At 42.4% G+C, this 26,516-nt stretch carries 20 protein-coding genes and 1 rRNA gene; 20 read left to right on the top strand and 1 reads right to left on the bottom strand.

The features are described from left to right. Positions 1-95 precede the first annotated feature (95 nt). Positions 96-1,358, top strand: coding sequence for a dicarboxylate/amino acid:cation symporter (locus tag I6E49_RS06915; protein ID WP_235401248.1), 1,263 nt, complete (start codon positions 96-98; stop codon positions 1,356-1,358). Here the strand turns inward: I6E49_RS06915 and I6E49_RS06910 are convergent. Beyond that, positions 1,312-2,526: an acyloxyacyl hydrolase gene (locus tag I6E49_RS06910; protein ID WP_235401246.1), complete on the bottom strand. Its 1,215-nt coding sequence runs from the start codon at positions 2,524-2,526 to the stop codon at positions 1,312-1,314. The genes I6E49_RS06915 and I6E49_RS06910 overlap by 47 nt on opposite strands. Before the next feature lie 259 nt (positions 2,527-2,785). Here I6E49_RS06910 and dnaK point away from each other — a divergent pair, with 259 nt between their 5' ends. The 19 genes from dnaK (at position 2,786) to I6E49_RS06815 (ending at position 26,311) form a co-directional block, all read left to right on the top strand. Beyond that, on the top strand, positions 2,786-4,690 hold the full coding sequence (dnaK, locus tag I6E49_RS06905; protein ID WP_235401244.1) for a molecular chaperone DnaK: 1,905 nt from the start codon (positions 2,786-2,788) through the stop codon (positions 4,688-4,690). 194 nt (positions 4,691-4,884) lie between these two features. Continuing rightward, positions 4,885-5,448, top strand: a complete 564-nt coding sequence (locus I6E49_RS06900; RefSeq protein ID WP_044064329.1) for a helix-turn-helix transcriptional regulator — start codon at positions 4,885-4,887, stop codon at positions 5,446-5,448. Next, the gene (locus I6E49_RS06895) at positions 5,445-6,734 is read left to right on the top strand and encodes a site-specific integrase (RefSeq protein ID WP_235401241.1); all 1,290 of its coding nucleotides are present in this window, start codon (positions 5,445-5,447) and stop codon (positions 6,732-6,734) included. The genes I6E49_RS06900 and I6E49_RS06895 overlap by 4 nt, the downstream gene beginning before the upstream one ends. 363 nt (positions 6,735-7,097) lie before the next feature. Then, positions 7,098-7,475 carry a helix-turn-helix domain-containing protein gene (locus tag I6E49_RS06890; RefSeq protein WP_235401239.1) on the top strand — a complete coding sequence of 126 codons (378 nt, stop codon included), beginning with the start codon at positions 7,098-7,100 and terminating at the stop codon, positions 7,473-7,475. Then, entirely contained in the window at positions 7,468-8,106 is a 639-nt protein-coding gene (locus tag I6E49_RS06885) for a BT4734/BF3469 family protein (RefSeq protein WP_235401237.1), read from the top strand. The genes I6E49_RS06890 and I6E49_RS06885 overlap by 8 nt, the downstream gene beginning before the upstream one ends. Then, positions 8,063-8,434 (top strand): PriCT-2 domain-containing protein, encoded by a 372-nt coding sequence (locus I6E49_RS06880; protein ID WP_235401235.1) that lies wholly within the window; start codon positions 8,063-8,065, stop codon positions 8,432-8,434. Before I6E49_RS06885 ends, I6E49_RS06880 begins: the two co-directional genes overlap by 44 nt. Then, the gene (locus tag I6E49_RS06875; RefSeq protein ID WP_235401233.1) at positions 8,413-9,942 is read left to right on the top strand and encodes a DUF3987 domain-containing protein; all 1,530 of its coding nucleotides are present in this window, start codon (positions 8,413-8,415) and stop codon (positions 9,940-9,942) included. The genes I6E49_RS06880 and I6E49_RS06875 overlap by 22 nt, the downstream gene beginning before the upstream one ends. Positions 9,943-10,136: 194 nt before the next feature. Beyond that, positions 10,137-12,170 (top strand): MobV family relaxase, encoded by a 2,034-nt coding sequence (mobV, locus tag I6E49_RS06870; protein WP_235401231.1) that lies wholly within the window; start codon positions 10,137-10,139, stop codon positions 12,168-12,170. Positions 12,171-12,357: 187 nt separating this feature from the next. Continuing rightward, positions 12,358-12,810: a hypothetical protein gene (locus I6E49_RS06865; protein ID WP_117666212.1), complete on the top strand. Its 453-nt coding sequence runs from the start codon at positions 12,358-12,360 to the stop codon at positions 12,808-12,810. Positions 12,811-12,816: 6 nt separating this feature from the next. After that, positions 12,817-16,800 carry an AAA domain-containing protein gene (locus I6E49_RS06860; protein ID WP_235401228.1) on the top strand — a complete coding sequence of 1,328 codons (3,984 nt, stop codon included), beginning with the start codon at positions 12,817-12,819 and terminating at the stop codon, positions 16,798-16,800. Continuing rightward, entirely contained in the window at positions 16,797-19,178 is a 2,382-nt protein-coding gene (locus I6E49_RS06855; protein WP_235401226.1) for a hypothetical protein, read from the top strand. Before I6E49_RS06860 ends, I6E49_RS06855 begins: the two co-directional genes overlap by 4 nt. 2 nt (positions 19,179-19,180) lie before the next feature. Then, positions 19,181-19,816: a hypothetical protein gene (locus I6E49_RS06850; RefSeq protein ID WP_235401224.1), complete on the top strand. Its 636-nt coding sequence runs from the start codon at positions 19,181-19,183 to the stop codon at positions 19,814-19,816. A gap of 1 nt (position 19,817) precedes the next feature. Further along, positions 19,818-21,422 carry an AAA family ATPase gene (locus tag I6E49_RS06845; protein ID WP_117666206.1) on the top strand — a complete coding sequence of 535 codons (1,605 nt, stop codon included), beginning with the start codon at positions 19,818-19,820 and terminating at the stop codon, positions 21,420-21,422. Between the two features lie 21 nt (positions 21,423-21,443). After that, positions 21,444-21,552 (top strand): 5S ribosomal RNA (gene rrf, locus I6E49_RS06840). 287 nt (positions 21,553-21,839) lie between these two features. Beyond that, positions 21,840-22,892 carry a PDDEXK nuclease domain-containing protein gene (locus I6E49_RS06835; RefSeq protein ID WP_235401222.1) on the top strand — a complete coding sequence of 351 codons (1,053 nt, stop codon included), beginning with the start codon at positions 21,840-21,842 and terminating at the stop codon, positions 22,890-22,892. 8 nt (positions 22,893-22,900) lie between these two features. After that, on the top strand, positions 22,901-23,188 hold the full coding sequence (locus I6E49_RS06830; RefSeq protein ID WP_235401221.1) for a helix-turn-helix domain-containing protein: 288 nt from the start codon (positions 22,901-22,903) through the stop codon (positions 23,186-23,188). A gap of 4 nt (positions 23,189-23,192) precedes the next feature. Next, positions 23,193-24,179 carry a hypothetical protein gene (locus I6E49_RS06825; protein WP_235401217.1) on the top strand — a complete coding sequence of 329 codons (987 nt, stop codon included), beginning with the start codon at positions 23,193-23,195 and terminating at the stop codon, positions 24,177-24,179. A gap of 321 nt (positions 24,180-24,500) precedes the next feature. Next, entirely contained in the window at positions 24,501-25,067 is a 567-nt protein-coding gene (locus I6E49_RS06820; RefSeq protein ID WP_005812876.1) for a hypothetical protein, read from the top strand. After that, positions 25,064-26,311 carry a site-specific integrase gene (locus I6E49_RS06815; protein ID WP_005812874.1) on the top strand — a complete coding sequence of 416 codons (1,248 nt, stop codon included), beginning with the start codon at positions 25,064-25,066 and terminating at the stop codon, positions 26,309-26,311. The genes I6E49_RS06820 and I6E49_RS06815 overlap by 4 nt, the downstream gene beginning before the upstream one ends. Positions 26,312-26,516 lie beyond the last annotated feature (205 nt).

The following is a 26,516-nucleotide window of genomic DNA, read 5'->3' as shown; positions in this document are numbered from 1 at the left end:
TTGCACGGTAAAAGGACTCCTTTTGGAAGCCAAAAGGACTACATTTGGAAACGGACGGGATCTTATACCCATTAAAGCAGTAAAAAGAATTGAAAATGGATAATAAAAAAGAGATGGCTCAGCACAGTTGCGCTGAGTCGCAGAACTTCTGGTTGTGGCTCGGAGCGCTTGTCGTGGGTACGGTGCTCGGAATGCTTGGTGTGGGATGGATCGACAGCGTCACCAACTTCGTGGCTACCATTTACACACGCCTTTTTCAGTTTGTGGCAATACCTACCATAGCCCTTGCCGTCACTACTACGCTCGCACGGTTCGGCACACAGAAGGATACGGGCCGCATATTCCGCCACACGCTTACATACACGCTGCTCACTACGGTGGCTGCTGCGGCTGTGGGCATGCTGCTCTATAGGTTCATCGCGCCCGACAATCTGCCGCTTGACGCCATCCAGGGCGACACGGGCATCGACTCGGTGAAGCAGGAACTGGGCGACGCTTCGTACATGGACTACATCATAGGCATTGTGCCCGACAATGTGCTGCGCCCGCTGGTTGAGGGCAATGTGCTCTCGCTGCTGCTCATTGCTGTGGCTGTGGGCATCGCCTTGGCACGTATGCCCGAGACGGACAGCAAGCGCACGCTGATGAACGGACTCAACGGACTGCAGAATCTTGTGTCTACGCTCATTCATTGGCTCATCGACATACTGCCGATTGGCATCGTGGCGTTTGCAGCACAGCTATCGGCTGAGATTACGGCAGGCACTGTAGTAACGTCGATAGGCAAGTATGTGGCTGTGATATTGGGCGGCAATCTGCTGCAGTTCTGCGTGGTGCTACCACTGTTCCTCATGGCTCGCGGACTGAACCCTATACGCGTGGCTCGCGCCATGACTCCGGCTGTGCTCATGGCATTGTTCACCAAGAGTTCGGCGGCTACGCTGCCCGTCACCATTCAGAGCGCCGAGGAGCGTCTGGGCGTAGACAGTCGTGTGGCACGATTCGTGCTGCCCATCTGCACAACTATAAACATGAACGGCTGCGCGGCGTTCATCTTCGTCACGTCGCTGTTCGTGATGCAGAACGGCGGAGTGGAGATTACGTGGGGCACGATGATCATGTGGCTCTTCATATCAGTGGTTGCGGCTATCGGCAACGCCGGTGTGCCTATGGGATGCTACTTCCTTACGCTCTCGCTCATGTCGGGTGTGGGCGCACCGATAGCCATCATGGGCATCATCCTGCCCGTATTCACCGTGCTCGACATGATTGAGACTGCTGAGAATGTATGGTCGGACTCGTGCGTTGCGGCTATGACCGACCGAGACATCCGAAACGCCAGCCCACGCCAAGCATAAGGTGGCGGGGCCTGTGGAAGTCGTTGAGCGTGTAGCCTACGTGCAACAGCAAGCGTCGGGTGATGTTCAGCTTAAGCGCCAGCAGCTCGTATATTCCGTGAAAGTCGTCGGTGGCGTTGAGAAAGTTGCTGCCCATGCCGAAGTTGATGGCAAAATAGGGCATGCAGAATTCCACACGTGCCGACGCTCCGAGTGCCATCTGGCGCCACGCCGAACGCGGTCGGGAGTATAGCGGAACGATAGTTTCGTCAGTAGGATTGTCACCTATGACGATGTTGGAGCTGCGGTCGTAGGTGCCGTCGAGCGAGATGCCCGCCTTGAGCCAGTGGTTGAAGCGGTACATCGGATTGAAGTTGAATCCAGCCACGGCAAACTTCTCGGGAAATATGTATGCGTTGCCGTCGTAGTCGTAGAATCCCCGCTGATGCCAGGCGCCGTATAGGATGAGGTCGTAGGTGATGTCGTGGCGCACCGGTGGCACGTGCGTGTGGCGATAGAGCAGGCGCGGCGTGTGACGGTTGATGTAATAGGCTGCACCTATACGCAAAGCCACGGTGTTAAGTCCAAGGTTGGGAAACTGGGTGTTGCCGTTGGAGTAGTGCGTAACGTTGAATCCGAGGTTGATGTCGACATGGCGCGACGCTATCCATCGCATATACATGTCGAGACCGATGTATGCCGTCACGCGCGAACCGATCAGCTTGTTGTCGGGATTAGATTCGGCATCGTACGGATTCCAACCGAAGGTGAGTCCAAGATTCCACTCGTAGTTGAGCGAAAGCCTGTCGCTAAGGCTCGCTATGCGCGCTCCTTGCAGTATAAAAACAGACACGGGATTGCCCAACTGGGGGTTGAACTCGTTCCATCCGATGCCCACTCCTTGATAGGCATCACGATAAATGCTTGCCTGCTCGCTGTCCTCGGGGGCGGAGAAGGCATACTTCAGATAATAACCCATATCGTGGTTCATGGTGCGAACTTCGGGGTTCTTGCCACGCAGAAAGTCGTTGGTGTGAAGAATTGCGCCCGGACGATAGTCGAACATCAATTGATGTACGAAGTGACGGGTGGCTGACGAGTCGGAAGATTGCACCTCCGCTTGCACCGACATGGGCAATGTCAGGAAGGCAAGCAGAGCATATAATATATAATAAGGTGTAAATCTCATATTGTGATAAGGTTTTCCATTCGCACGTGAATAATAGTTTTGCAAAAGTACTTAATTTATATCGTTTTGCAAAAAATGTCATATAAATCTTTCCTTTTTACTTTTCTGTGCCATATTGACAGAAGTTCTGTCTACTAAAATGTCAGCCAAAACTCAGCATCAAGGTTTTTGGCACAGCATTTGTATATTATACGGCGAACGCAAGTTCAATCAATCAACAAATTTATAAATCAGAATAAAAATAAAAAAAGATACAATTATGGGAAAGATCATTGGAATCGACTTAGGTACTACAAACTCATGTGTTGCCGTATTTGAGGGCAACGAACCTGTAGTAATCGCCAACAGCGAAGGCAAGCGTACAACTCCTTCAATCGTTGGATTCGTAAAGGACGGTGAGCGTAAGGTAGGCGACCCTGCAAAGCGTCAGGCTATCACCAACCCGAAGAACACCGTATATTCTATCAAGCGCTTCATGGGTGAGACCTATGAGCAGTGCGCTAAGGAGGTTACACGCGTTCCGTTCTCTGTAGTTAACGAAGGTGGCTACCCACGCGTTGACATTGACGGCCGCAAGTATACTCCGCAGGAAATCTCGGCAATGGTGCTTCAGAAGATGAAGAAGACCGCTGAGGACTATCTCGGACAGGAAGTGACAGACGCAGTCATCACAGTTCCGGCTTACTTCTCTGACTCTCAGCGTCAGGCTACTAAGGAAGCTGGTCAGATTGCAGGTCTTAACGTTCGCCGTATCGTGAACGAGCCTACAGCAGCAGCTCTTGCTTACGGCGTAGACAAGGCCAACAAGGATATGAAGATTGCCGTATTCGACCTCGGTGGCGGTACATTCGATATCTCAATCCTCGAGTTCGGTGGTGGTGTGTTTGAGGTTCTCTCTACCAACGGTGATACTCACCTCGGTGGCGACGACTTCGACCAGGTAATCATCGACTGGCTCGTACAGGGCTTCAAGGCCGATGAAGGCATCGATCTTTCTAAGGATCCGATGGCTATGCAGCGCCTTAAGGAGGCTGCCGAGAAGGCTAAGATCGAGTTGTCAAGCACAACTTCTACCGAAATCAACCTTCCGTATATCTCAGCCGAGGGCGGTGTGCCCAAGCACTTGGTTAAGACTCTGACCCGTTCACAGTTCGAGCAGCTTGCCCACAACCTCATCCAGGCTTGTCTTGTACCTTGCCAGAACGCTATGCGCGACGCAAAGCTCCAGACTTCAGATATCGACGAGGTTATACTCGTAGGTGGTTCAAGCCGTATACCTGCCGTTCAGACTCTCGTTAAGAACTACTTCGGCAAGGAGCCTTCAAAGGGTGTTAACCCTGATGAGGTTGTAGCCGTTGGTGCTTCTATCCAGGGTGCTATCCTGAACAAGGAGAGCGGTGTGGGCGACATCGTATTGCTCGACGTTACTCCGCTTACTCTCGGTATCGAGACAATGGGTGGCGTAATGACAAAGCTCATCGACGCTAACACAACTATCCCTGCTAAGAAGAGCGAGGTATTCTCAACAGCCGTTGACAACCAGACAGCCGTAACTATCCACGTACTCCAGGGCGAGCGTCCGATGGCTGCACAGAACAAGTCAATCGGTCAGTTCAACCTCGAAGGCATCGCTCCGGCTCGCCGTGGTGTTCCTCAGATTGAGGTTACGTTCGATATCGACGCCAACGGTATCCTCAACGTATCGGCTAAGGATAAGGCTACAGGCAAGGAGCAGGCCATCCGTATCGAGGCTTCTTCAGGCCTCAGCAAGGAGGAAATCGACCGCATGAAGGCTGAGGCAGAGCAGAACGCTGCTTCTGATAAGGCTGAGCGCGAGAAGATCGACAAGCTCAATCAGGCTGACTCTATGATCTTCACCACCGAGAACTTCCTCAAGGACAACGGTGACAAGATTCCTGCTGACAAGAAGCCGGGCATCGAACAGGCTCTCCAGCAGCTCAAGGACGCTCACAAGGCAGCCGACGTTGCAGCCATCGACTCAGCCATCGCCAACCTCAATAATGTAATGCAGGCTGCTTCTGCACAGATGTATCAGGGTGGCGCACAGCCGGGTGCAAATGCTCAGGCAGGTGCTCAGCAGGCTGGCAACGACGCTAAGAGCGACGAGACAATCCAGGATGCAGACTTCGAGGAGGTGAAGTAAGTTTGATAAACAGCAATAAACAATAATAAGCGAATCGGTGTAACTCATTGAGTTGCACCGATTTTTATTTTGTTAAACTTTGTGTATTTGGCTCTGATTTCGGATTTTTATCGTAAATTTGCGCCAAATCGTTCACGCGACTTAAAGGTTGACGAAGTTAAACTTAAAGACATATACCTTATTATATGTAAGAAATGGCAAAGGCAAATTATCATATCCGAAGGAAGTGCCCTATATGCGGAACCATCTTTGAGATTCGCACCATTGATGCTGTGTATTGTTCTCACAACTGTTCCGCTGTAGCCTCTAAGAGGAAAAAGGCTCAGGAAGAGAAGGAAAAGAAGTATGAGCAGATGGCGAAGGAAATTCCAGACATCAAGGAGTATCTAACAGCAGCAGAGGCAATAGCAATGTACTGCGTTGAACGTAGTACATTGTATCGTGACATTCGATTAAAGAAACTTCCGGCCGTTAATCTCGGCCAACGTCAGCTAAGGCTGAAACGTTCTGATTTGGATGAGCGTTACGAACTGAGGAAGAAAGTGCGGAAGGCTGCCAAGAAGCCTATACCAAAAACATACAACATGGAACCAGAGAATTGCTATACCATAGGAGAAATCTCGAAGAAGTTCAGGATTCATGATTCATCCGTATGGGCTCATATCCGCAAGTTCTCCATCCCTACCCGACAGATAGGTAACTATGTTTACGCTCCAAAATCAGAAATCGACAAACTCTACAAATCCATCAAACTATGAAGACTCCTATGAAGCGCACGGTATTCAAAGTAATACTCCGCAAATCTGAATACAAGGAGCAGTGGTCATTGCTCATTGAAAGTTTTCCTGTCTTTGAGCCTGGCAAGGATAAGCCTCTCCGTAAGCATGAACCACTTGGGCGGTTTATAACTACTCCTATCTTTGATAAGAATAGTTCTGGTAGGACATTGGCCGATGGCAAAGCCTACTATCGCCCCAAGCGTGATGCCAATGGAATCATCCTGTGCCGTTCACAAAAGGACCAAGAAGCATGCATCTTTGCTGATAAGGTACGTGACCTCCGTCAGCACGAATACGATAATCAGTCATTGTACACAGATAGAGAGGCTGAACAAGCAGCACAAAACGAAAGGTCAAAGTGCGACTTTATCAAGTACTTTGAAGAGTTGAAGGAGAAGCGTCACAAGAATAGTTCCAAATCCATTCAAGTCAATTGGAATCGTGAACTTGCACTTCTGAAGTTATATACAGATGGGAAGCCGCTTCTATTTGGTAGCATAGACCTGAATCTCATCGAAGACTACAAGGATTACCTTATCAATGCGCCCCAAGGAGGCAGTAAGACAGGAACCATATCAGCCAATACCGCCTCGACCTATTTCTCGATATTCAAGGCAGGTCTTCATCAAGCCTTCATCGATGGTTACTTGACCATCGACCTTGCAGCCAAAGTTAAGAACATCTACTACGAGGAAAGCCAGCGCGAGTATCTGACATTGGAGGAACTCAACCAACTGGCAGCAACACCATGCGATAGCGAAATTCTCAAAAGAGCAGCCTTATTTTCTGCCTTGACAGGATTACGTCATAGTGACATCAAACAGCTAAAGTGGCGCGATATTGTGAAAGACAAGGAACATTACCAGCTCCATTTTACCCAACAGAAAACCAAGGGTGTAGAGTATATGCCAATTTCTGACCAAGCATATTCCTTATGTGGTGAACGAGGGGATGCAGACCGCCTTGTCTTTGAAGGGCTACAAGACCCATCATGGATTAACCGACCTGTGAAACGATGGATAGAAGCCTCTGGTATCACCAAACACATCACCTTTCACTGTTTTCGCCACACCTATGCAACCTTGCAGTTGACTAATGGTACGGACATCTATACCGTCAGCAAAATGCTCGGTCATAAGAAGGTAACAACAACTCAAATCTATGCCAAGATAGTTGATGCAAAGAAGGATGCTGCCGCTGATGCCATTCAAATCAATCTCTCTGATGATATGATTGGAACTTCCGGTAGCCCCAAAAACGAATAGTCCAATTCCGCAATCTTAATCTTCGTCATACAGCAATATTTATGCTGTTTTCTCCTTTTAGCCATTCACGTTCATACGTGAGTGGCTTTTGTGTATTTGGTCTTTTGATGTCAATTTCGTTATGATAGGGATATGTTACCAATCATAACGATGCCATAATAATATTATTTTTCAGCTTTATTATTTTTATAATCGCTGATTATCAGCTTGATACAGATAAGATAAGACCATGCTGAGTATGTTCCTTTTATGCCTCGAATCATACCGAAATCACCATTGCTTTTCACGATACTTTTGCAGTCGCTTTCTTCCCAAAGAGAGTGACTGTAGCATAAGCTGCAGCCAACTTAAAACATCATTTATATGTGTACAACAGTACCATCATTCGATGCGATGCCGCAGCTTATGGCAAGCATTTTAGAAAAGTTGGAGACGCTTGAACAGAAGTTCGACGCTCTGCAGTCTAACAACAACGTAGAGGCTGATGCCTGGTTCTCGCTACAAGACCTTTGTAACTACCTCCCCAACCATCCAGCCGAGCAGACCGTCTATGGCTGGACAAGCAGCCGTACCATTCCCTTCCACAAGAATGGAAAGAGCATCATCTTCCGTAAGTCGGAAATCGACAATTGGCTAATGCAGACGAATCGTAAGTCTGTCAATGACATTTACGATGAAGCACGTGCGTATGTAGCCAATAATCCCAAAGGAAGAAAGGAGGTGAGACGCAACCATGTATAACCACCTTTCTGTCTATGAGGAGTTTTTCGGAGTCAAAGAGGGAGACCTGCTGTCTTTCTCCTTCTTCCGAAAGCCCATCCGCAACACGGAGCCACTGCGCTGCATCGGCATTCCTGACATTTACCGCTACATCGTTGGCCCGTATGCAAAGAAGCAAACAGAGATGCTGCGCTCCATTACGGGCAAAGACCAGGCACGGAAGTACAAAGCTGAGAACTTTGACTTCTGCACATTCTCTGGTATCTTTCATACTCGAAACAGGGACGGCCTGTTGCAACAGTCCGATCTGCTTTGTATCGACTTCGACCATGTGACCGACATTCCTTTGTTGCATGAGAAACTGCTCAATGACCCTTGCTTTGAGACAGAACTCCTTTTTCGCTCTCCTTCTGGCGATGGGTTGAAGTGGATAATCCAAGTATTCCGCATAGGATGGGAGCATAGCCGTTTCTTCAATGCAGTGTACAACTATCTCGTGGCCAATGGCTATCCTGAGCCAGACAAATCTGGCAGTGATGTTTCTCGCTCCTGTTTCATTCCACATGATCCAGAAGCTTATATTAACCCTAAGTACAACAACGTTAAAAATGAAAACTTTTTCACCAGAAGAATGGGAGAATGTCCCTTCTAAGAATAATACAAAGGACTGTAACACAAGTAATGTGCCGTTTGCAGATTCCAACACAATCGAAGACACCCGAGCCAAGGTAGAGCGTGTCCTTTCTCTTATTGAACAGAAGGGAATAGATATTACGAATGGCTATGCCAACTGGCTGAAAGTTGGGTTTGCTCTTACAAGTGAGTTCCAAGAGGCAGGAAGAGGATTCTTCCACCGTGTCAGTCGGCAGAACACCGAGTATAAGGCAAGTGATACAGACAAACAATACAACAAATGTCTGCACATGGGGATGGCATATCTATTGCCACATTTTTTCAGATGGCGAAAGATGCTGGTATAGACATTTCCAATCCCAAAGAAATCCAAAAGTCATCCGTTGGAACTTTGGATATTTGGACTTCTGGTTCTGACAACCAAATATCCAAAAAACCAAATATCCAGCCTATCGAAGTGGACTCCAAATGGATTTTGGATGAAGAATCCCTTCCACATTTCCCTGCCTTCATATACGACATGCTTCCACCTTTCTTGAAGGAAGTGTTGGGCAACTGCATCTCCGAAGATGACCGAGAAATGATGCTGATGGGCACATTGACTTGCATCTCAGCCACACTTCACAATGTGGTCGGTGAGTACAATTACGATGATTGGTACCCTATGCTATACTTCTTTGTTATGGCCGATGCCGGTATGGGCAAAGGCTCGCTGAAATATTGTCGCGAGATTGTGGCTCCCATCCACAACGAACTGCGTGAAGCTTCCGAGCGGCTGATGAGAGAATATAAGGAGAGTAAAAGCGAGTCAAAGTCTGGCGAGAAAGATACTTCCAATGTTGATGAAGCACCACACCGTCGTACACTCTTCATTCCTACCAACAGTAGTGCGGCATCCGTCATACAGCAGTTGGACAACAACGACGGCATAGGTCTGATATTCGATACGGAATGTGATACACTGAGCGCCATACTGAAATCGGAGTATGGTGACTACAGCACCATCATCCGCAAGAGCTATCACCATGAACCCATAGACCTGAGCCGCAGAAAGGATGACGAATATCGTGTCATTGAGAGACCGATGCTTGCCATATGTCTTTCTGGAACGCCTGGACAGCTCTACACTTTGACACCTCAGGCTGAGGATGGCACCTTCTCACGCATCACCTGTTATCACATGCCATTCAAGGCAGAGTTCCGTGATGTCCTTGTCGAGAGTGTCAGCCACAATTCTGATAACTACACTTTGCGTGAGAGATTCTTCCAGTTGGGTAAGCTATACAAGCAACGTCGCGAGTCATTCTTCCGTGGTGGCAGTTACCGCATTGTCATCCCTCAAGAATACTGCAAGGTATTCAATGAGCATTTCAGGCAGATGAATCAAGCGGCGGTCGATGACATCTCGCATGATATGCAGAGTGTAGTACGCCGCTTGGCCTTCACCGTGTTTCGCATTATGATGGTACTGACCTCTATCAGGTTTATGGACGAAACGTCCAATCCTTCTGCACTGACTCCAAAGGACGGTAGCCGGATCTTGTTGCGATGCTCAAAAGATGATTTCGACATCGCTATGGCGATAGGTGATGTTCTCATCTACCATACAGTCTATTGCTATGCCCATTTGCCACAGAGCAAGGTCACTACTAATGGGCAGGGGGAGATTGTCACGAAGAAAGGAAAGATGGAACAACTGTTGGCTGCCCTACCAGACACATTTGACAGAGAGACCTATCGGGCTATATCAAAGAAGCAAGGCTATCCTGAGAGTACCACGGCCAAGTGGATTAATGACTACATCCGTCAAGGTCATTTGGTACATACCAGTCAAAACTGCTATCGGAAATTATGACAATGGAGAAGCCTCGCCCCGTGTGGCGTGACGGACTTTTGTAAAAGTCCTAAACATAATAGGGACTTTTAGATTCACAGGCTATAGCCGCTCACTTAAAAAGTCCTCCTATTATGCTCAGGCACCGCCCGAGACCTGGCATCCTCCACTTACAGACATTATAAACGATGTATAACACTAATACAAAAGTTTCAATGGAAATGCATATACCACGCGCGTCTATCCATGTTGGCACCGACAAGAAATCGTTCTCTGCACAGATGGGTAGCGAGGCAGAGCGCAGAGGCTGGGACGAGAAACGTTACCAGTCCAAGAATGCCGAGACGGAGAAGAACAACCACTACAACTTCTCACGCAAGCACCTCAACTTTGAAATCACCAAGGGGTGCAAGGTCATGCCCCTTGGCTCCAATCCTACTCCACTTCATCAACGCCTCCAGCAGCGTCACGATGAATTGGGGTTCAAACCATACATGGATGCCAATCATCCCGACCAGATAGCGAAGAACAGTCCAAACGGATTGGTGAATATTATCTTTGGTGGTGACCACGAAGTGATGAAACGACTGGCCTTTGGCGAACAACAGATAGATACCTCTGACCCATACGCAGACAATAGCCACATCAAACTGATGCCTGCTATCTACGAGTGGGCCAAGGACACCTATCAGTTCTGCTGCAGTATGTGGGGCGAGGAAAACATCATTGGCTTCGACGTGCATTGTGATGAGACGGGTGTCCATGCCCATGCCTTGACCGTTCCTGTAGAGCAAGTCAAGAAACGTGGACGCATCGGCAGCCAGTATATAAGTAAGGACAATCCCGACAAGATACTGTCAACGAAAGAGTGGAAGGCATTGCCCAAGGAGGAACGCAGCAACTACATCAAGACTGAGGCAAGCAAGGGAATGGTCGAGCGTGTATCGTATGCCAAGGTATGGGGAGAGACTGCCAAGGACAAGTCCGAATATCTCTCCGACCTCCACACCAAGTACTATAATGAGGTGGGCAAAAAGTATGGTTTGGAACGAGGCATCCCGTATCATGAACTCTCCGAAGAAGAGAAACGGGAACGTAGACACAAGAGCAAGGTGGTACTGGAGGCTGAGCGTCAAGCAAAACTGGCCATTGCAGAGGCAGAGAAGCTGAAAGCAGAGATTGAAGCAGAAGCATCTATTGCCACTCAACAGAAAGAGGAAGCACAGAAAGAACTGAAGAACGCCCAGTCTGGCTTTCTTGCCAAGATCTTCCAGCCAGGCAAGTACAAGAAGGAGGAAACTGCAAAGCTCAAAGAGTCGTATGATGCTGGGGTTAGGGAAACCATTGGCAGTTTCATCAAGGCAGCTGGACTAAAATGGAAGAGCGAGCCCAATGCTGAGAGCCTGGGACGGCAGTACCGCATGTCTTGGGACACGAATAAGAATCTTTCCAATGAGTTGAATACCAAGGAAGGAATCATCTCATCAAAGGATGTTGAAATCCGTGGACTTCGTGCTAAAGTAACCACTCTCACAGAAGAGGTGAATGGACTCAAATACCGCTTGACACTCATTGATGAAAACGCCGTAGAGCGACTGCGAAGCGCCAAGAATGCCGAAACTGCTCGTGCCGACAAGGTTGAGAGCGAACTGCACTCGCTTCGGTCAACTTACCAGAAGCTCTTGGGAAAGTGGAATGCCCTTTGGAATGAACCTGAGTACAACGAGGCTGCAAGGAAGGTAAAGGAGCGCAAGGAGCGCGAAGCTCGACTTGCTGCAGAGAAGCAAGATCGATACCAGAACATTCTCAATCGTTTCATCGCAGAAGGACGTGTTGCCCTCAGGGCATTCGCACTTACTACAAGAACTAACTTCAACGACAAAGAGGCTGCATCCATCTACTACGGCATCATGGCAGTTGCCCATAAGATGGAATTGAACCTTGGCACAAAGGAAGGTGTTACCTCGGCCGTCAACAACTTCCTTAGTGGTGTGTCATGGAGTGATTGCTCAAAATTCAATAAAGAGTGTGTCACTAGCTGGACACATCTATTTGCAGAACGGGATGTAACCTACGAGCCATCTATCATAGACAACTTTATCTCTTTCGTTGACTATATGTCATTCAGTGCAGAAACATACTCTTCACTTGGAGGCTCCAATGGCTGTGCCGACCAACTGACGAATTGGGATGGCACGAAGAAACTTGGCCTCGGCTCACCATCCAAAAAGAAAGGTCAGTCCTATTGAGGCACACAAGGCATATAAGCTAGAGCGATTTGCAGCAAATTGTACCTGCAGGTCGCTCTCATCTGTTAAAATGTAGCTAAAAAACGAAGAATCTTTTGCAAAATTGGCCGTATTTCAAAAATTGTGATTATCTTTGTGGTCAAAATATGACAATTCTCATAAAGAAAAGTTTAATATCAGCCAGCATATGGAAAAAGACTTCATCAATTACATAATTGAGGGGAACAATTATCCACCCGATGGGTACGTTTCTTTTGATACTTCCGACCACATCCGTTTCCAAAATGGAAAGGATGTATCAGGTCACAATTACGGGTGCAATAGACGCTTTGTGATTGAGAAAAACATTCAAGGAGGCGAAGGATATACGGTTACCGTGTACAATCTTGATGGACTTCACCCCATTTGGAAGAATAATATTCAGATGGCACCCAAGCGTATGCGCATAGTCTCTTCAAATGAGAATATTGTGGAGTTTCGCGGCTATGGGTATGACGAAAATGCTTTGGCATTAGGTGCACCCTTAGCGGATGCATCATTCGATAGTTATGGTATTGTGCTCTTAATAGAAAACGCGGAAATAAGAAGAATACAACTTAATATGTACGATAGAAATATTAGCATCGTATATTTAAAATGAACAAATATGGCAGAATTAGATAGAACCATTACGGAGGAACTATTTACAGAGGTGCTGGAGTCTACACCCTGTATTATTGTATATTCCCAACAAGCCTTTGAGTATAGCAAAAACTATATAAAATCTATTACTCAGACAGCAAAAGAAATCTTTGATAGCATTCTTGGCGTTCATGAGTGTAAAATCGTGTATAAGGGAAAGGATAAAAAAGATTTTCGAAAGTATCAATTCATTATTGAAGAATTGAAGTTGTCTATCTATGTGACAGCAAGACAAAATTTAACTGAATTTTCCTTAAGTTACATTTCAGATGAAGAGATTGTTGTGCCTACGGATCCTTCTGAATACAAAAGCATGAATCTAAAATTCATGGCAGAAGAATACATTAACCACAACCTCATGGATTTCCTTGATCGTAATGACCTTATGACATCCTATCGCGAGATAAAGGATTTCTGCACAAGCCTAACATCTTTAAAAGAACCAATACGAGAAATTAACAGAGAGCAATCTCGAAGAATGTGGAAAGCATATATTGATGGCGAAAGAGCTCTAAATACAGACAAAAAAGAATTGTTTATTGTTGAAGAAGTAGGTACTATAGAAAAGGAACATTTTAATAACCGAACTTATAGTACATTGACTTTAAAGGTTAAGGCACCTACTCTGCAACAAAGACTAGTTTCTGCTATTAAAGGTGTTCAATCAACAAAATACCGCAATCCTAATGTTGAATTTGTAACAAACAAGAAGGGCGAAATATCTTTTGCAGGATATGTTGATATAACTGAAGAGATATTGGATGAATTGTCAAGTGCTGCAGCTGATAACTGCTATAAGTTAGCTGAAGATGTAAAGCATGTACTTTCTGGTAGTCTAACACTTCAGTCATCTGAAAATCTTGACGAATTGTTGGAAGATATAAATTTATCTTTAAAAGATTTTGATGCAAAATTTGATTATGCCGAAGGTGTTTATACCTTTAAGGATGATAGCGAAGCATTATATCTTGACAGATTAGTGCAATCAAAATATCCAGAAACTTTAACAACAGAGCGTCAAACGGTTATCACTACTTCTTTTAAGAGTAATCAGGATATTTCTTCTATTACGTCTGCTATAAAGAAAATGACAGGTGTAATAGATGTCTTGGATTCTGTTAGTGGTCAACTACTCATCAAGACCCAAGGTAAAACATATCTAAACTTAAATGAACCAGCACTCCAAAGTATAAGAATTGCAGCGTGTAGAGCAATTTTTACTCCAACAGAATTCAGACCAGATGTACAAATTGAGGGCCTTTCTGTAAATGGTACCTCTTATATTTTCAGTACAAATGATTCTTATTCTTTTTTCAATACTGCGTATGAAATGCATCAGAAGGTCATAGCTGCTTATGACAATAAGACTTTCATAAGAAAAGAATATGATTATGGGTGTTTTGTGATTCCAAATAAAGGTTTACTGCGTGATATGCAGCTACATTTTGTTTCAAAAAAGCAGATCAAAATCAAAGCAGCATCAGGCTTAGTTGAGTTTTATCCAACTGATTACGATAATTATGTTGAATTACTTTCTGAGGTTCGTCAATATTGTGGTGAGTCTCTTAGCATTCAAGGACAGGAATATCATCCTTCTGTTGTCATCAAGCTCTTGAGTGACGATGTTAATTATTGTAAAAAGGTATATAAAGAAGTAGCGGAGAAAATCACAGAGATAACACCGTCTTTTACTGCCTCATTTGAAAACGATGAGACATGTAAGATTCTTAATTACACTATAGAATATTCAGATATGGAAGAGTTAAGCTCTTTCCATAATGCTATAAACTCTTGTATAAGTTTATATCCATCTTTGCTTACTAATGAATTTGAGACTAATGATGAAGGCAAAACCATATTATCTTTTGAGTTTGATCACCAACTCAATATAAGATTTGAAAAGAATCTTAGAAATGGTTATGTAAATGAAGATGTTAATCTTATTAAGGCGAATGAATATGATGCTATTAGTGAAGCCATAGACATGGCATATGAGGAAGAATATCAGGATTACGACGAAATCAATGAATTGAGAAGGAATAGGTCTCAAATGCTAAGAAATGCTTTAACATTAGGCAGATGTATTGGCAGGAAGCTCAATAGTATAAAGCTAGAAATCAGTTCAGATTTTATAGATTACATGGAAGATCGCAATGCCAAAGGGCAAGTTGCGAAATTTATTCATGTCGGTGACTACTTGCAATTCCCAATGGTTGGCAAATCTTCAGAGTTAAGAAGATTGAGCGATTCTATGTTGCGTATTACCAATCCCAACCAATTCTATCCTCGTTCTAAAACAAAAAGAATTCCCGCTCCTGCCAATCCAAGGTTATGTGACTTCCTATTCGACCCCAGGTATGCAGGTGAGTTTGACGAAGATCTTGAAGAGGTAAAGAAACGAATAACAGAAACTAAGATAGAGAATTATCTTAATGAGAAACAATTAGAGGCAGTAGCAAAAGCTGTCTCTGCTCCTGATATAGCCATTATTCAAGGTCCTCCAGGCACTGGTAAAACAACTGTTATTGCTGAGATTATATGGCAACAAATTCTTAAGAAACCTGATTCGAAGATTCTTCTAACATCCCAAACAAATCTTGCCGTTGACAACGCACTTGAACGATTGCAGGGACGTAGAGGTATTAGACCTGTTCGAATTCAAAATGCTTCAACAGAAAAAGAAGTTGGAATAGAAGCTAAAAGGTACATGCTTGACTTCATGGAAGATTGGTGTAAAAAAACAAATGCTGATAATGAAGACAATGGAGTAAACATTTGGATAGACTCAATTCTTCGAGATATGACAGAAGATGAGAAGTATGCGTCCGTTATTGATCAATGGAAGAAAGATCTTATTGTTCGTGACCGAAACACGAGAGAACAATTCTACGAAGCCTATAAGGGTAATGTAAACCTTGTAGCTGCTACATGTAGTATCTGTGGTTCTAAGCAACTACAGGAAATATATGCACTATTGTTTGGTAACAATGAGAATGCTTTTGACGTTGTAATAATGGATGAGGCAAGTAAAGCTACACCATTGGAGATGTCTGTACCTATGGTTTGGGGAAAGAAAATTATAATCATAGGTGATCACAAGCAGCTGCCTCCAATGATGAATGAAGACAACATTGTATTATCATTGAAGAAAGCTAATCAGAAGGTGTTGGCGGAAACCATAGAAAGTTTCCAAGAGTCGCAATTTGAATTATTGTTTAGGTCTGCATTTAAACTAAAACCTTCAATAGTTGCTACCCTTGATACGCAATACCGTATGCATAAGCAGATAATGAATACGGTAAGTCATTTCTACAGTGAAGAACTTGAAGAAGGATTGAAGTGTGGTCTTTCAGATGAAGACATGGATAATGAAGAATACAATGCAAGAGGAAGTCGATATCACGGTCTTACCCTTCCAGGATTCATCGATCCTCAGACACACGCAATCTGGGTTGATGTAGATTCATATGAGAGTCAGCCAAGTGGTTCTACTTCTTACGTAAATAACGGTGAACTTAATGCTATTAGAACTGTTATTAAGGCTTTACAGAAAGCAGACGGATTCCAAAAGTTTATGGATTCACAAGAGAAACCAGAAGATAAGGAGATTGGCATTATAACGTTCTATGGAGCTCAATACGGCAAGATTAAAGAAATGTATAAGGATGGGAAAATTGACAAGTCGCTTCCATTCCGAATTAATGTTGTCGACAAGTTCCAAGGAATGGAACGTAACATAATCATTATTTCAACGGTGAGAAGCAATAAAGAGCATCGCTATGGCTTCGCAGAAGATATTCGACGTATTAACGTAGGTTTCTCCCGTGCAAGAAGACTGTTAATCGTGGTCGGAAACAGACAGTTCTTTAGACAGAATGCTCACTATCAAAGATCAATTGATGAGATGGAACATTTTGACATTAAACAACTTCAAGACTTGGTAAGATGAAACAAAATACGTATAACAAGGGCCGAAACAAAAATTTCAACCCAAGGATTAAGAATTTGAAGTCAAAACCTCAAAAGAAAGGTGTTGATAAAAAGGAAATAATTGAAGAGACGTTAGATCAGCGCCTCAATAGAGTCATTGAAAATAACAAGGCTATATCCGAGCTTATTATCGGATATATTCCATATACTATAAAGTTCATTGCTCAGTCGTATAAGGGCGTAACTAACAAGCCAGAGAAGATTTCTGCGTTCGAAAAGGCTGTTGTTGGCATAATCAGTATTGATGGACAAACATCCCTTTCCAATATTGGCAAAATATTGGGATTGGATATTGAGCATGACATTGCTGAACAAAAAATGATTCGTAGTGCCATCGACACTATGATCCGATACAACCTTGTGCGAGGTGATGAGTCTGCATATTTTATAACGGAACAAGGCAAGGAGTTCGCGGCTCATGGTGAGAGAATGAAATCATTTAGTTCTGATTTTGAACTTTGGTATTTGAATAATAATCATTCTTTTACCGGATTGCGAGATTGTATTTCTGCTGACGATATTCAGCTTGTTGACGAAACCGATTTTTTCAAAGAGAACGAATCGTTATTGCCTCTTACTTTTGAGGAAGTCAAGGAACTTTCGGAGATCCAAGCATCTAATATGCAAAGTTCAAAAGAAAGATTTATTCTTCAGGAAGCTACGCCACAAAATCATAATTTTTATAAGTACGATTTAACAGTATGTTTTGTTCAGAGTATCAGAACGAAACAAGTAAGGACAATTGTCTATGATGATACGACACAGGCTGTTTTACATCCATTATCTCAATTAATTGAGGAAGATGAAGATTTAAAGCAGGCATTGTTCTCACAAATGCTGCAAGTTGCTAGTGAGAGTGAAGACCTTGCTATATATGATGACTTAGAACTTGCGAAGTCGGATCCTTTGGTTAAGGAAGATATAAAAAATATTATTTCCGCAGAGAAAAAACTTATAGAACAAGAGGATAAGCAAGCTGCAGTAGGTGAAGAGAATAAAGAAGAAATAAACCCAGATGACCTATCAGAAAGACTTCATAAGCGAGCATTGTACGACTCTATTGCATTTGAGTCAGAATTGCATAATATTTTCCAAACAGACAAACCTGATGAAATCTGGTTATCTAGCCCTTGGGTGGGAGATAGCACATTCATACGTAATCGTCTTCCTTTGATTAAGAACTATCTTAAACAAGGAGGTAAGGTGTTTATCTCTTACTCAGCTCCTGATGGGGGACTTGACAGCCACAAAGATAAAATGGTGGGAGATCAATCTCAAAAAGCCCTTGAATCTTTAGAATTCGAATATGTTAAACAATTCTTCCATGTGGAACTTCCTGCATTCCATAAAAAGAATGTTATTGAAGTAAAAAATGGACAATGTGTTCTTTTCACTGGTAGCTTTAACGTTTTGTCTTTCTCTGTGACATCTAAAAACATCACTCATGTCAGAGCTGAAGAAATGTGCCTTGCACATTATCAAGCAGCAATAAATCAATATCATTTATCAAAGAAACTATTTGCAGAAAAGTATATTGAAAAAGCATTGCAAGAGATTTCTACATTGTCATCTAATGAAATACAAAACTATTATAACGATAAAATTGAGTATTTTAGAAAGGATGATAAGCTGGAGGAATTGTTTATTGATTACGACAATATGCTAGAGGAGCGCAAAGCACAAGCGAAATCAGACATATTAGCGAAAGAATTAGAGTCCTTAAAGAGCGAAATTGAAAGCAAGATTAACGATGGATTGTCTCAGAAAGAAGTAAACTCATATAGAGCAAAACTGTTTAAGTTATCGTCTTTTTGTGATACCTCGCTCATAAACGATGATATTCAAAATGTAATTCTACAATTACAGGACATAATCAATGCGTCTATAAAGAAACCAAAGTTCAATGACAGTGAATCTAGCAACCAATCTACAGCAAATGCTCAAAGCGTGGATGTAAATCAAACTTTAGCATTGTCCTTCTATGAACTAAATCCCACAGATTCTGCATCCATATTAAAGCATCTGACAGGTTTGTTTTACTTGTCGTTATATAACAATGCGTCAAAAGCAAATGTGGGCGATAAATGGAAAGAGAAATTGGTAACATTATTAAGTGACTCAAACCTACTTAAGTTATTTAAATATAATATTTTGAGGGATAAAGAGGAGGGCACTTCTAGAGTGTTTATTGCTATTGATGGTAAGTTGTTTTCATTTTATAATGTAAAATTGGGCAATAAATTAGTTAGACAGTTATTCCCTGGCAAAACATTTTTAGATAAAAACGATTACCAAGATCCATCTAAAATTATTGGTAAATTATTACATTCATTATAAATATGTCAAGATTTGAGTCATCTAGATTCGCTCGGAATCCACAAGTTATGAATGCTAATGTCTTGAAAGCAGCGTGTGAAGCTTTGGGATGGAAGTATTCTATACAGAATAATATACTATTGGTTACTGAGGTTGGTATTGGTTCCAACTTCTATGGCGAGTTTGCATTAAAACTCAATATGTCAACCAATGAAGTTACTTACAATACTTATTATATGCCAAATGCGCAAGAAAAAGTAGAAGAACTAAAAGTAAAATTTCAAGAGTTAAATGCAGAATACTCAAAGAATGCTTTGATTTCAGAATTTGAAAAAGCTGGTTTTACATACCGCTCGAATTTCACTTTTATTCCAACTAAAGAAGAAAAGTATTGCTTCTTTATGGAGGCGAAATCGTATGATCCTTCAGAAGACGAGCCATTTGCCTCTATTAAATTTACAATACTTTATGATGGAACTATTGTAACAGATTCTGATTATTTGCCAAATGACATTAACGAAAAAGCTCATGAAGCAATGGATATTTTGGAGCATCTTCTTGGTAACAAAAGAGTAATGACGAAGAAGCCTGTACCTGCAAAATACATTGGCAAAATGAAACCAAGGAGAATTAATAATGTTGATTTAAGAAACAAATAATATGGAAGACATTTTTCAAAAATTGATTTTAATGATACGAGCATACTATCCAGTCTTGTATCTTCATAGTTTTGAGTATTATCGTACCAAACAAAAGATTAAGGGTATTGTTGATATTTTGCGTAGAGAGGGTAAGACCGTAAACCTTTTTCAGTGGGATTGTGTTTATGGTCTAGTACAAATAATGCCTGATAAAACTGAAAAAAAAATCGAAAGGATGCTGAATCCCATAGAATTGTTAGGGTATATTCTAAATGCTAAAAAGGCCGGAGAAAAAAACATTTTTATCCTTGATGACATTAACAACTATTTTGAAAGGGATGAAGTCAAATTGTTAATTAGGAAAATAGCGGAAGCAACAAATAATAATACACATGCCATAATTTTATCCTCTAGTTACAATTTACCAGCTGAACTCGAAAAATATGTAACGGTTTTGCAGATACCTCTCCCCAAAAGAAATGAAATAGGAGAAGTCTTGGATGTTGTTGCAAGACAATCAAAAATAGAACTTAGCACATCTTTAAGAGACAAGTTGATCGATGCTGCTTTGGGAATGACATCAATGGAAGCAGATTTAGCATATTGTTTAGCCTCTGTTAAGGACAGTTTTGATAAGAATTCACCTTTTACAGTTTCCTCCGAGAAAGAGCAAATCATTCGAAAATCTGGTATCTTAGATTATTTCCCGAAAAATGAAAGTTTATTGGATGTCGGTGGTATGGAAAATCTTAAAGACTGGCTCCAAAAAAGACAATTAGCATATGAAAAAAATGCAAGAGAATGGGGATTAAAAGAACCAAAGGGTCTACTTTTGCTTGGTGTTCCAGGATGTGGCAAAAGCTTGATTGCAAAAAGTATTGCTTCAAATTGGAACATGCCTTTGCTTAGACTGGATGTAGGTAAAGTTTTTCAAGGAATTGTAGGAAGTAGTGAAGACAATATAAGAAAAGCTATCGCCACAGCTGAAGCTGTAGCTCCCTGTGTTCTTTGGATTGATGAAATTGAAAAAGGATTAAGTGGAGTTCAATCAAGTGGGGCAACAGACGGAGGTGTGACATCCAGAATATTTTCTACAATATTAACTTGGATGCAGGAGAAAACAGCACCTGTATTTGTTGTTGCTACAGCGAACAATATCAATCAACTTCCTCCTGAATTACTAAGGAAGGGGCGATTCGACGAAATCTTTTTTGTTGATTTACCAGAAAAAGCGGAAAGAGAAAAAATCTTTTCTATTCACCTGAAAAAAAATGGCAAAGACCCGTCTCTTTACGCCTTAGATGTGTTAGCTGAACAAGCAAACAATTTTAATGGTGCAGAAATAGAGGAATGTATCAAGGAAGCTATGTTTTCTGCATATATTGAGAATCCATCATCCCCCAAACTTGAAATGATACATATCCTAAATGCTATAAATGCTACAGTTCCGCTTTCAACAACTATGAAAGAACAAATTTCTACATTAAGAAATTGGGCTGTAAAAAGAGCCAAAAATGCTTCCAATGTTCCAGTTACGACAAAACAAGAAGAAATGCCAATCCTTCTAACTCGTCCAGAGTTGGAACTTGAAAGGTCATTTGATTTAAATACTACAAAAGAGTAATGAGTGAGTATCGATATAGAATTAGGTGCTTATGACAACGTTGTTCCACCTCTTACCATTCCGAACAGAGAAGTGAAATGCGTTAATGCCGATGGTACTGCAAATGCGGGAGAGTAGGTCGGTGCCAGCCCGGAAGCGAACAGGGATGATAACATGTGATGCGTAACATAATTCAAAAAGTCATTATGGATAATTTTAATATTATTCTAGTAAATGGTGACTTGTAGTTGAATCAGTCCGAAAACAAAGGGGCTGATTTGAAAAAGTCATCTCCTTTTTGGGATTCGTTTTAGACCCAACTAGGAAAGCGCTTTGCTGACCTTGTGTGGCTACTTGCCTTAGTGGGGCTAATAATGTTTCTGTAATAAGGACCTCCTGAGCATGAGGGTAAAAGGCTCATTTATAAAGGATGATAATATGATAGAAAACATTGACATAACAAAAGAGACTTCTGGTCAACTTCTGGCCAATGATCCCGAATATGTGAGACTTGTCTCACATATCTCAGACCTTTGGGATGGGGCAAAGAACAAGGCTGTATATGCAGTCAATGCTGAACTGATCAATGCGAATTGGCAGACTGGTCAGTATATCGTTGAGTTTGAACAAGGTGGCAATGCTAAGGCGAAGTATGGAGACAAACTATTAGTTAATCTGTCCAAAGACTTGACTCGATTGAAAGGGCGCGGATTCAGTCGCTCCAATCTCAACTACATGCGTAAGTTATACTTGGCTTTCCCAATTTGTGAAACACTGTCTCACAAATTAACATGGAGCCATTATTTTGAACTACTGAAATGTGATGATCCCTTAGAGATGAAGTTCTACATGAAAGAATGCATCAAAGAAGGATGGAAAGTCAGGGAGTTAAAACGACAAATTAATTCATCTCTTTTCCAAAGACTTGCACTCAGTACAGATAAAGAAGGAGTGCTTGCGCTTGCAAATGAAGGGCATCAGGTCATGTCTCCTGCTGATATCATCAGAGACCCATACGTTTTAGAGTTTACAGGAATACCGCAGCAAAAGCGGTATAAGGAATCCGATTTGGAGAAAGCTCTGAAGACCAATATGGAACAGTTCTTATTGGAATTGGGCAGAGGCTTCGCATTCATGGGACGTCAGTATGTCATACCAATAGGGAGCAGACGTTTCAAGGTTGATTTGGTATTCTACAATGCCATATTGAAATGTCATGTTTTGATTGACTTGAAGCGAGGAGAAATTAAGCATGGAGATATCGGTCAAATGAATCTCTATCTGAATTACTTCAAAAATGAAATTTGCCAACCAGACGATAATCCCCCAATTGGTATTGTATTGGGTGCAAAGAAAGATGAGCTATTGATGGAATACGCGCTCCAGGGTATCGACAACCAACTTTTTGCAGCGCGTTATCAACTTTATCTACCCAATCGAGAGGAGCTTCAGGCTCAATTGGATCTATTACTTGATAATTCAAAAGAATAGAAATAAATATGTTATTCGGAAATAAGATTAGAGAACTAAGAGATGAGAATGGTGTACTGCAACGCCAGTTGGCTGCGCTATTGGAGATAGATACCCCGATGTTCAGTAAAATTGAGCGTGGCGACAGACGTGCAAAACGGGAGCAGGTTATCAAACTTGCAGAGTACTTTCATCAGGACGAGAATGAAATGCTTACCTTATGGTTGGCAGACAAGGTGCTTGATGCGGTAGATGGCGAGCAAGAACTCAGTTCGCAAGCCATTGAAATTGCCCAAAAACAAATAAAAGAACTGTAAAAGTATGGAGATTGACATTTTCCCTATACCCCATCAGAAGGAAGGGCTTGCTAGAAACTTTGACAGGGGGCTCCTTGGCATTCTCATCATCACCTACGTCGTAGCGGCTTTCAAAACGGCTCAGTATATTGTGGGGAATGATGCAGAAAAGGAGTTCATGTGCTTCCTGCTCACAATACCGATATTCATAGGTTATTACGCCATGTTTGTACTTGTCTGTCATTGCATCAAGAAGGGACTCTATGTTTTCTTCAAGTCTCATCGCAAGGAATGGAACAACATAGCAGACCGCGAAGAGATGGAGGAGCACATCACTCAAAACCTTGGTCAGATACAGAAGAAGGTGCAAGAGAAGACGGCAACTATCACCAATACAATGAATGCTGCACCTATTGCTGATGATACTCACAAGAGAGAAAGCAATGTAGAATCTCATAGTCCAGAAGAAGTATCCGTTACTCCTGAGGCATTGGCAAAGCTACAACTCAAACGTGATATTCAGAAAGCACATGCCGAGTTGGAGATATTTATCAACCAAGTGCAGATTGACCGCAAGCAGATGAATGAAGCAAAGGTTGCTCGCGAGGCCAAGAAGCTTGAAGCCATCCTCAAATATACTCGTTATACACTCATGCCTTATGGCTTTACGGATGAAGAACTGTACCAGATAGAGGAAGCTGTCAAACTTCTTGTGGAACTCAATGGCGTTACACGAATGGAGGTTCTTTCTATCGGCAAGAAGAAGTGGCTGAAGCAAGCAGACCTGAAGAACTTTTGTTGGAACATTGCAAACCAATATGGAATTGATCCAAAGACCACGGCTCTGTTTGCACTCAATCTGTTTTATGCCTGGTTCAGCAACACCGAACCTTCAAGCATACAAAAGACGCTGCGCAACACTGCGGGCACGTTTACAATCGAAATCGACGCGAACATCATAGACCATCTGCCTCAGTTGGAAGAAAAAGTACTTGGCAAGAATCACCAATAGCGTTCTTATCGATTCCTATGTTTGTTTATCACAACCGCCCTTATTACATCCTCTTATCGTTAACGTGCATTCGTAACTCATTGATACACAATAGTGCTTAGATTCGAGGAGGTGAAATAAGCACATAGAGAAATAAGAATACAATATCAAATGGAAAGCGTGTAGCTCAATGAGTTACACGCTTTTCTTGTTTTTGGCCGTACACAATAATATTGCTATCTTTGCGTTATTATTATAAACATCTGTACCTTATTTGTACCTGTAAGAAAAAGTAGATATGATGAGAAGAATAGATATTAAGAACTACAAAATGAATGAATTATGGCAGTAGCAAAGTATAAGATAGTACGGAAATGTCCTGTGTGCGGAGAAGAGTTCTTCGCAAGGACTTTGGAGTCCTGGTATTGTTCACCCAAATGCTCCAAGGTGGCGTGGAAGCGTAAGCATGATGAAGAAAAACGCCAACTTGAACTGGACAAGATTGTAAGCAATATGCCCAAGTCTAAAGAGTATATCAGCATAACGGAAGCGTATGCTATGTTTGGTGCAAGCCGCTCAACCATTTATAGGCTCATCTACATGAAAAAGATTTCCTTCATTGAGCCAGAGAAAGGAATACGACTTGTATGCAAAGGAGAACTAATGAATCTGTTTCCGTTAAGACAGTCTCCGCTTGACACCAAGCCAAGGAAACCAGTTACCATGTACCGCATGGAACCAGAGGATTGCTATACAATAGGTGAGATTTCCAAGAAATTTCATCTGGATGACAGCACCGTGTATGCTCATATACGAAAATACTCAATACCGACCCGGCAAATCGGTAATTATGTGTATGCTCACAAGGAATCAATAGACAAACTTTATAAAGATATAAAACCATTATGAAAAGATTAGATTATACTAAAGTCTCCGTCAAATTAAAGAAAAGTGAGTGGAGAGATGAGTGGTTCATCTATCTTGAAGCTTATCCTGTTTATGAGACGGGAAATGACAAACCCAAACGAGTGCGTGAATATCTCAGGAGGTCTATTACTACCCCTATATGGGATAAACGACGAAGCGAGCGAGCCGTTGCTGGTAGAATAAAGTACAAGCCCAAGCGAGATGACAATGGCGTTATTCAGTGTAAATCCAAGCAAGATATGGAAACTTGCCTTTATGCGGATGGCGTTCGAGTCCTGCGTCAAAAAGAGTACGACAACATGGCTCTCTTTACTGACCAGCAAATGGAAATGGCAGAACAAAGCGAACGCTCAAAATGCAATGTTCTGGAGTATATTGAGAAGTTAATCAAAGAAAGAGAGGAAACTGCGTCAGAATCGATAGTTGTCAACTGGCGCAGATTGCACACACTGTTGTCAATGTTTGCCAAGTGTGACTACATACAGTTCTCGCAGATTGACATGAAGTATATTGAGGCATTCCGTTCCTTCTTGATAAAGGCACCGCAGGGTGGTTCTAAGAAAGGAACTATTTCAAGGAATACGGCATCGACGTACTTCTCTATCTTCAAGGCGGCACTCAAACAAGCTTTCGTGGATGGCTATCTGAATTGTGATATTGCTGCCAAGGCTAAAAATATCATGTTTCAGAGTGCTCGAAGAGAGTATCTGTCACTGGAAGAACTTAATATATTGGCAAAGACTCCGTGTGATGATATACTAAAACGGGCAGCCTTGTTCTCTGCACTGACAGGAATGCGACATAGCGATATTCAAAAGCTTAAATGGTCAGAGGTTGAAGAATACAATGGTGGGTACCGTCTCAATTTCACTCAGCAGAAGACTAAGGGCGTTGAATACATGCCTATATCGCCACAGGCATACAAGCTTTGCGGTGAGCGCAAGAAAGACGGAGAACTGTTGGTGTTTGCCGGACTGCCTGACCCTTCATGGATATCTAGGCCTTTGGAACGGTGGGTAAAAGCATCAGGGATTACCAAGCACATCACCTTTCATTGCTTCCGCCACACCTATGCAACGTTACAATTGGCTAACGGTACAGACATATATACCGTAAGCAAAATGTTAGGGCATACCAATGTAAAAACCACGCAAATCTACGCAAAAGTAATTGACAAGAAGAAAGATGAAGCTACAGAAGCTTTTAAGTTGGACATAGATGAATAGTGATTATCATTTGTAAGCACTTAGTATAGAAGACCACTTGTATCAATAAGTCCTTTATTGTACAGGTGGTTTTTAGTGCCTTTCATTTTCAACATTCTATGTAATGATGCTATTGTTTTGGCACTTTAACCTTTCGTGGAAACCAAACATTTATAACAATAAACAGATAAAAATGAAAAAAGACAGCCTTTTTTGGCTTCTCTCT

This window comes from Leyella stercorea (assembly GCF_021531655.1).
This window is presented reverse-complemented; position numbering and strand designations above follow the sequence as displayed.

Bases quoted from the DNA above. Each gene is read 5' to 3' on its own strand.
- I6E49_RS06915 (WP_235401248.1), top strand. From the start codon at position 96: ATGGATAATAAAAAAGAGATGGCTCAGCACAGTTGCGCTGAGTCGCAG.
- I6E49_RS06910 (WP_235401246.1), bottom strand. From the start codon at position 2,526: ATGAGATTTACACCTTATTATATATTATATGCTCTGCTTGCCTTCCTG.
- dnaK (WP_235401244.1), top strand. From the start codon at position 2,786: ATGGGAAAGATCATTGGAATCGACTTAGGTACTACAAACTCATGTGTT.
- I6E49_RS06900 (WP_044064329.1), top strand. From the start codon at position 4,885: ATGGCAAAGGCAAATTATCATATCCGAAGGAAGTGCCCTATATGCGGA.
- I6E49_RS06895 (WP_235401241.1), top strand. From the start codon at position 5,445: ATGAAGACTCCTATGAAGCGCACGGTATTCAAAGTAATACTCCGCAAA.
- I6E49_RS06890 (WP_235401239.1), top strand. From the start codon at position 7,098: ATGTGTACAACAGTACCATCATTCGATGCGATGCCGCAGCTTATGGCA.
- I6E49_RS06885 (WP_235401237.1), top strand. From the start codon at position 7,468: ATGTATAACCACCTTTCTGTCTATGAGGAGTTTTTCGGAGTCAAAGAG.
- I6E49_RS06880 (WP_235401235.1), top strand. From the start codon at position 8,063: ATGAAAACTTTTTCACCAGAAGAATGGGAGAATGTCCCTTCTAAGAAT.
- I6E49_RS06875 (WP_235401233.1), top strand. From the start codon at position 8,413: ATGGCGAAAGATGCTGGTATAGACATTTCCAATCCCAAAGAAATCCAA.
- mobV (WP_235401231.1), top strand. From the start codon at position 10,137: ATGGAAATGCATATACCACGCGCGTCTATCCATGTTGGCACCGACAAG.
- I6E49_RS06865 (WP_117666212.1), top strand. From the start codon at position 12,358: ATGGAAAAAGACTTCATCAATTACATAATTGAGGGGAACAATTATCCA.
- I6E49_RS06860 (WP_235401228.1), top strand. From the start codon at position 12,817: ATGGCAGAATTAGATAGAACCATTACGGAGGAACTATTTACAGAGGTG.
- I6E49_RS06855 (WP_235401226.1), top strand. From the start codon at position 16,797: ATGAAACAAAATACGTATAACAAGGGCCGAAACAAAAATTTCAACCCA.
- I6E49_RS06850 (WP_235401224.1), top strand. From the start codon at position 19,181: ATGTCAAGATTTGAGTCATCTAGATTCGCTCGGAATCCACAAGTTATG.
- I6E49_RS06845 (WP_117666206.1), top strand. From the start codon at position 19,818: ATGGAAGACATTTTTCAAAAATTGATTTTAATGATACGAGCATACTAT.
- I6E49_RS06835 (WP_235401222.1), top strand. From the start codon at position 21,840: ATGATAGAAAACATTGACATAACAAAAGAGACTTCTGGTCAACTTCTG.
- I6E49_RS06830 (WP_235401221.1), top strand. From the start codon at position 22,901: ATGTTATTCGGAAATAAGATTAGAGAACTAAGAGATGAGAATGGTGTA.
- I6E49_RS06825 (WP_235401217.1), top strand. From the start codon at position 23,193: ATGGAGATTGACATTTTCCCTATACCCCATCAGAAGGAAGGGCTTGCT.
- I6E49_RS06820 (WP_005812876.1), top strand. From the start codon at position 24,501: ATGGCAGTAGCAAAGTATAAGATAGTACGGAAATGTCCTGTGTGCGGA.
- I6E49_RS06815 (WP_005812874.1), top strand. From the start codon at position 25,064: ATGAAAAGATTAGATTATACTAAAGTCTCCGTCAAATTAAAGAAAAGT.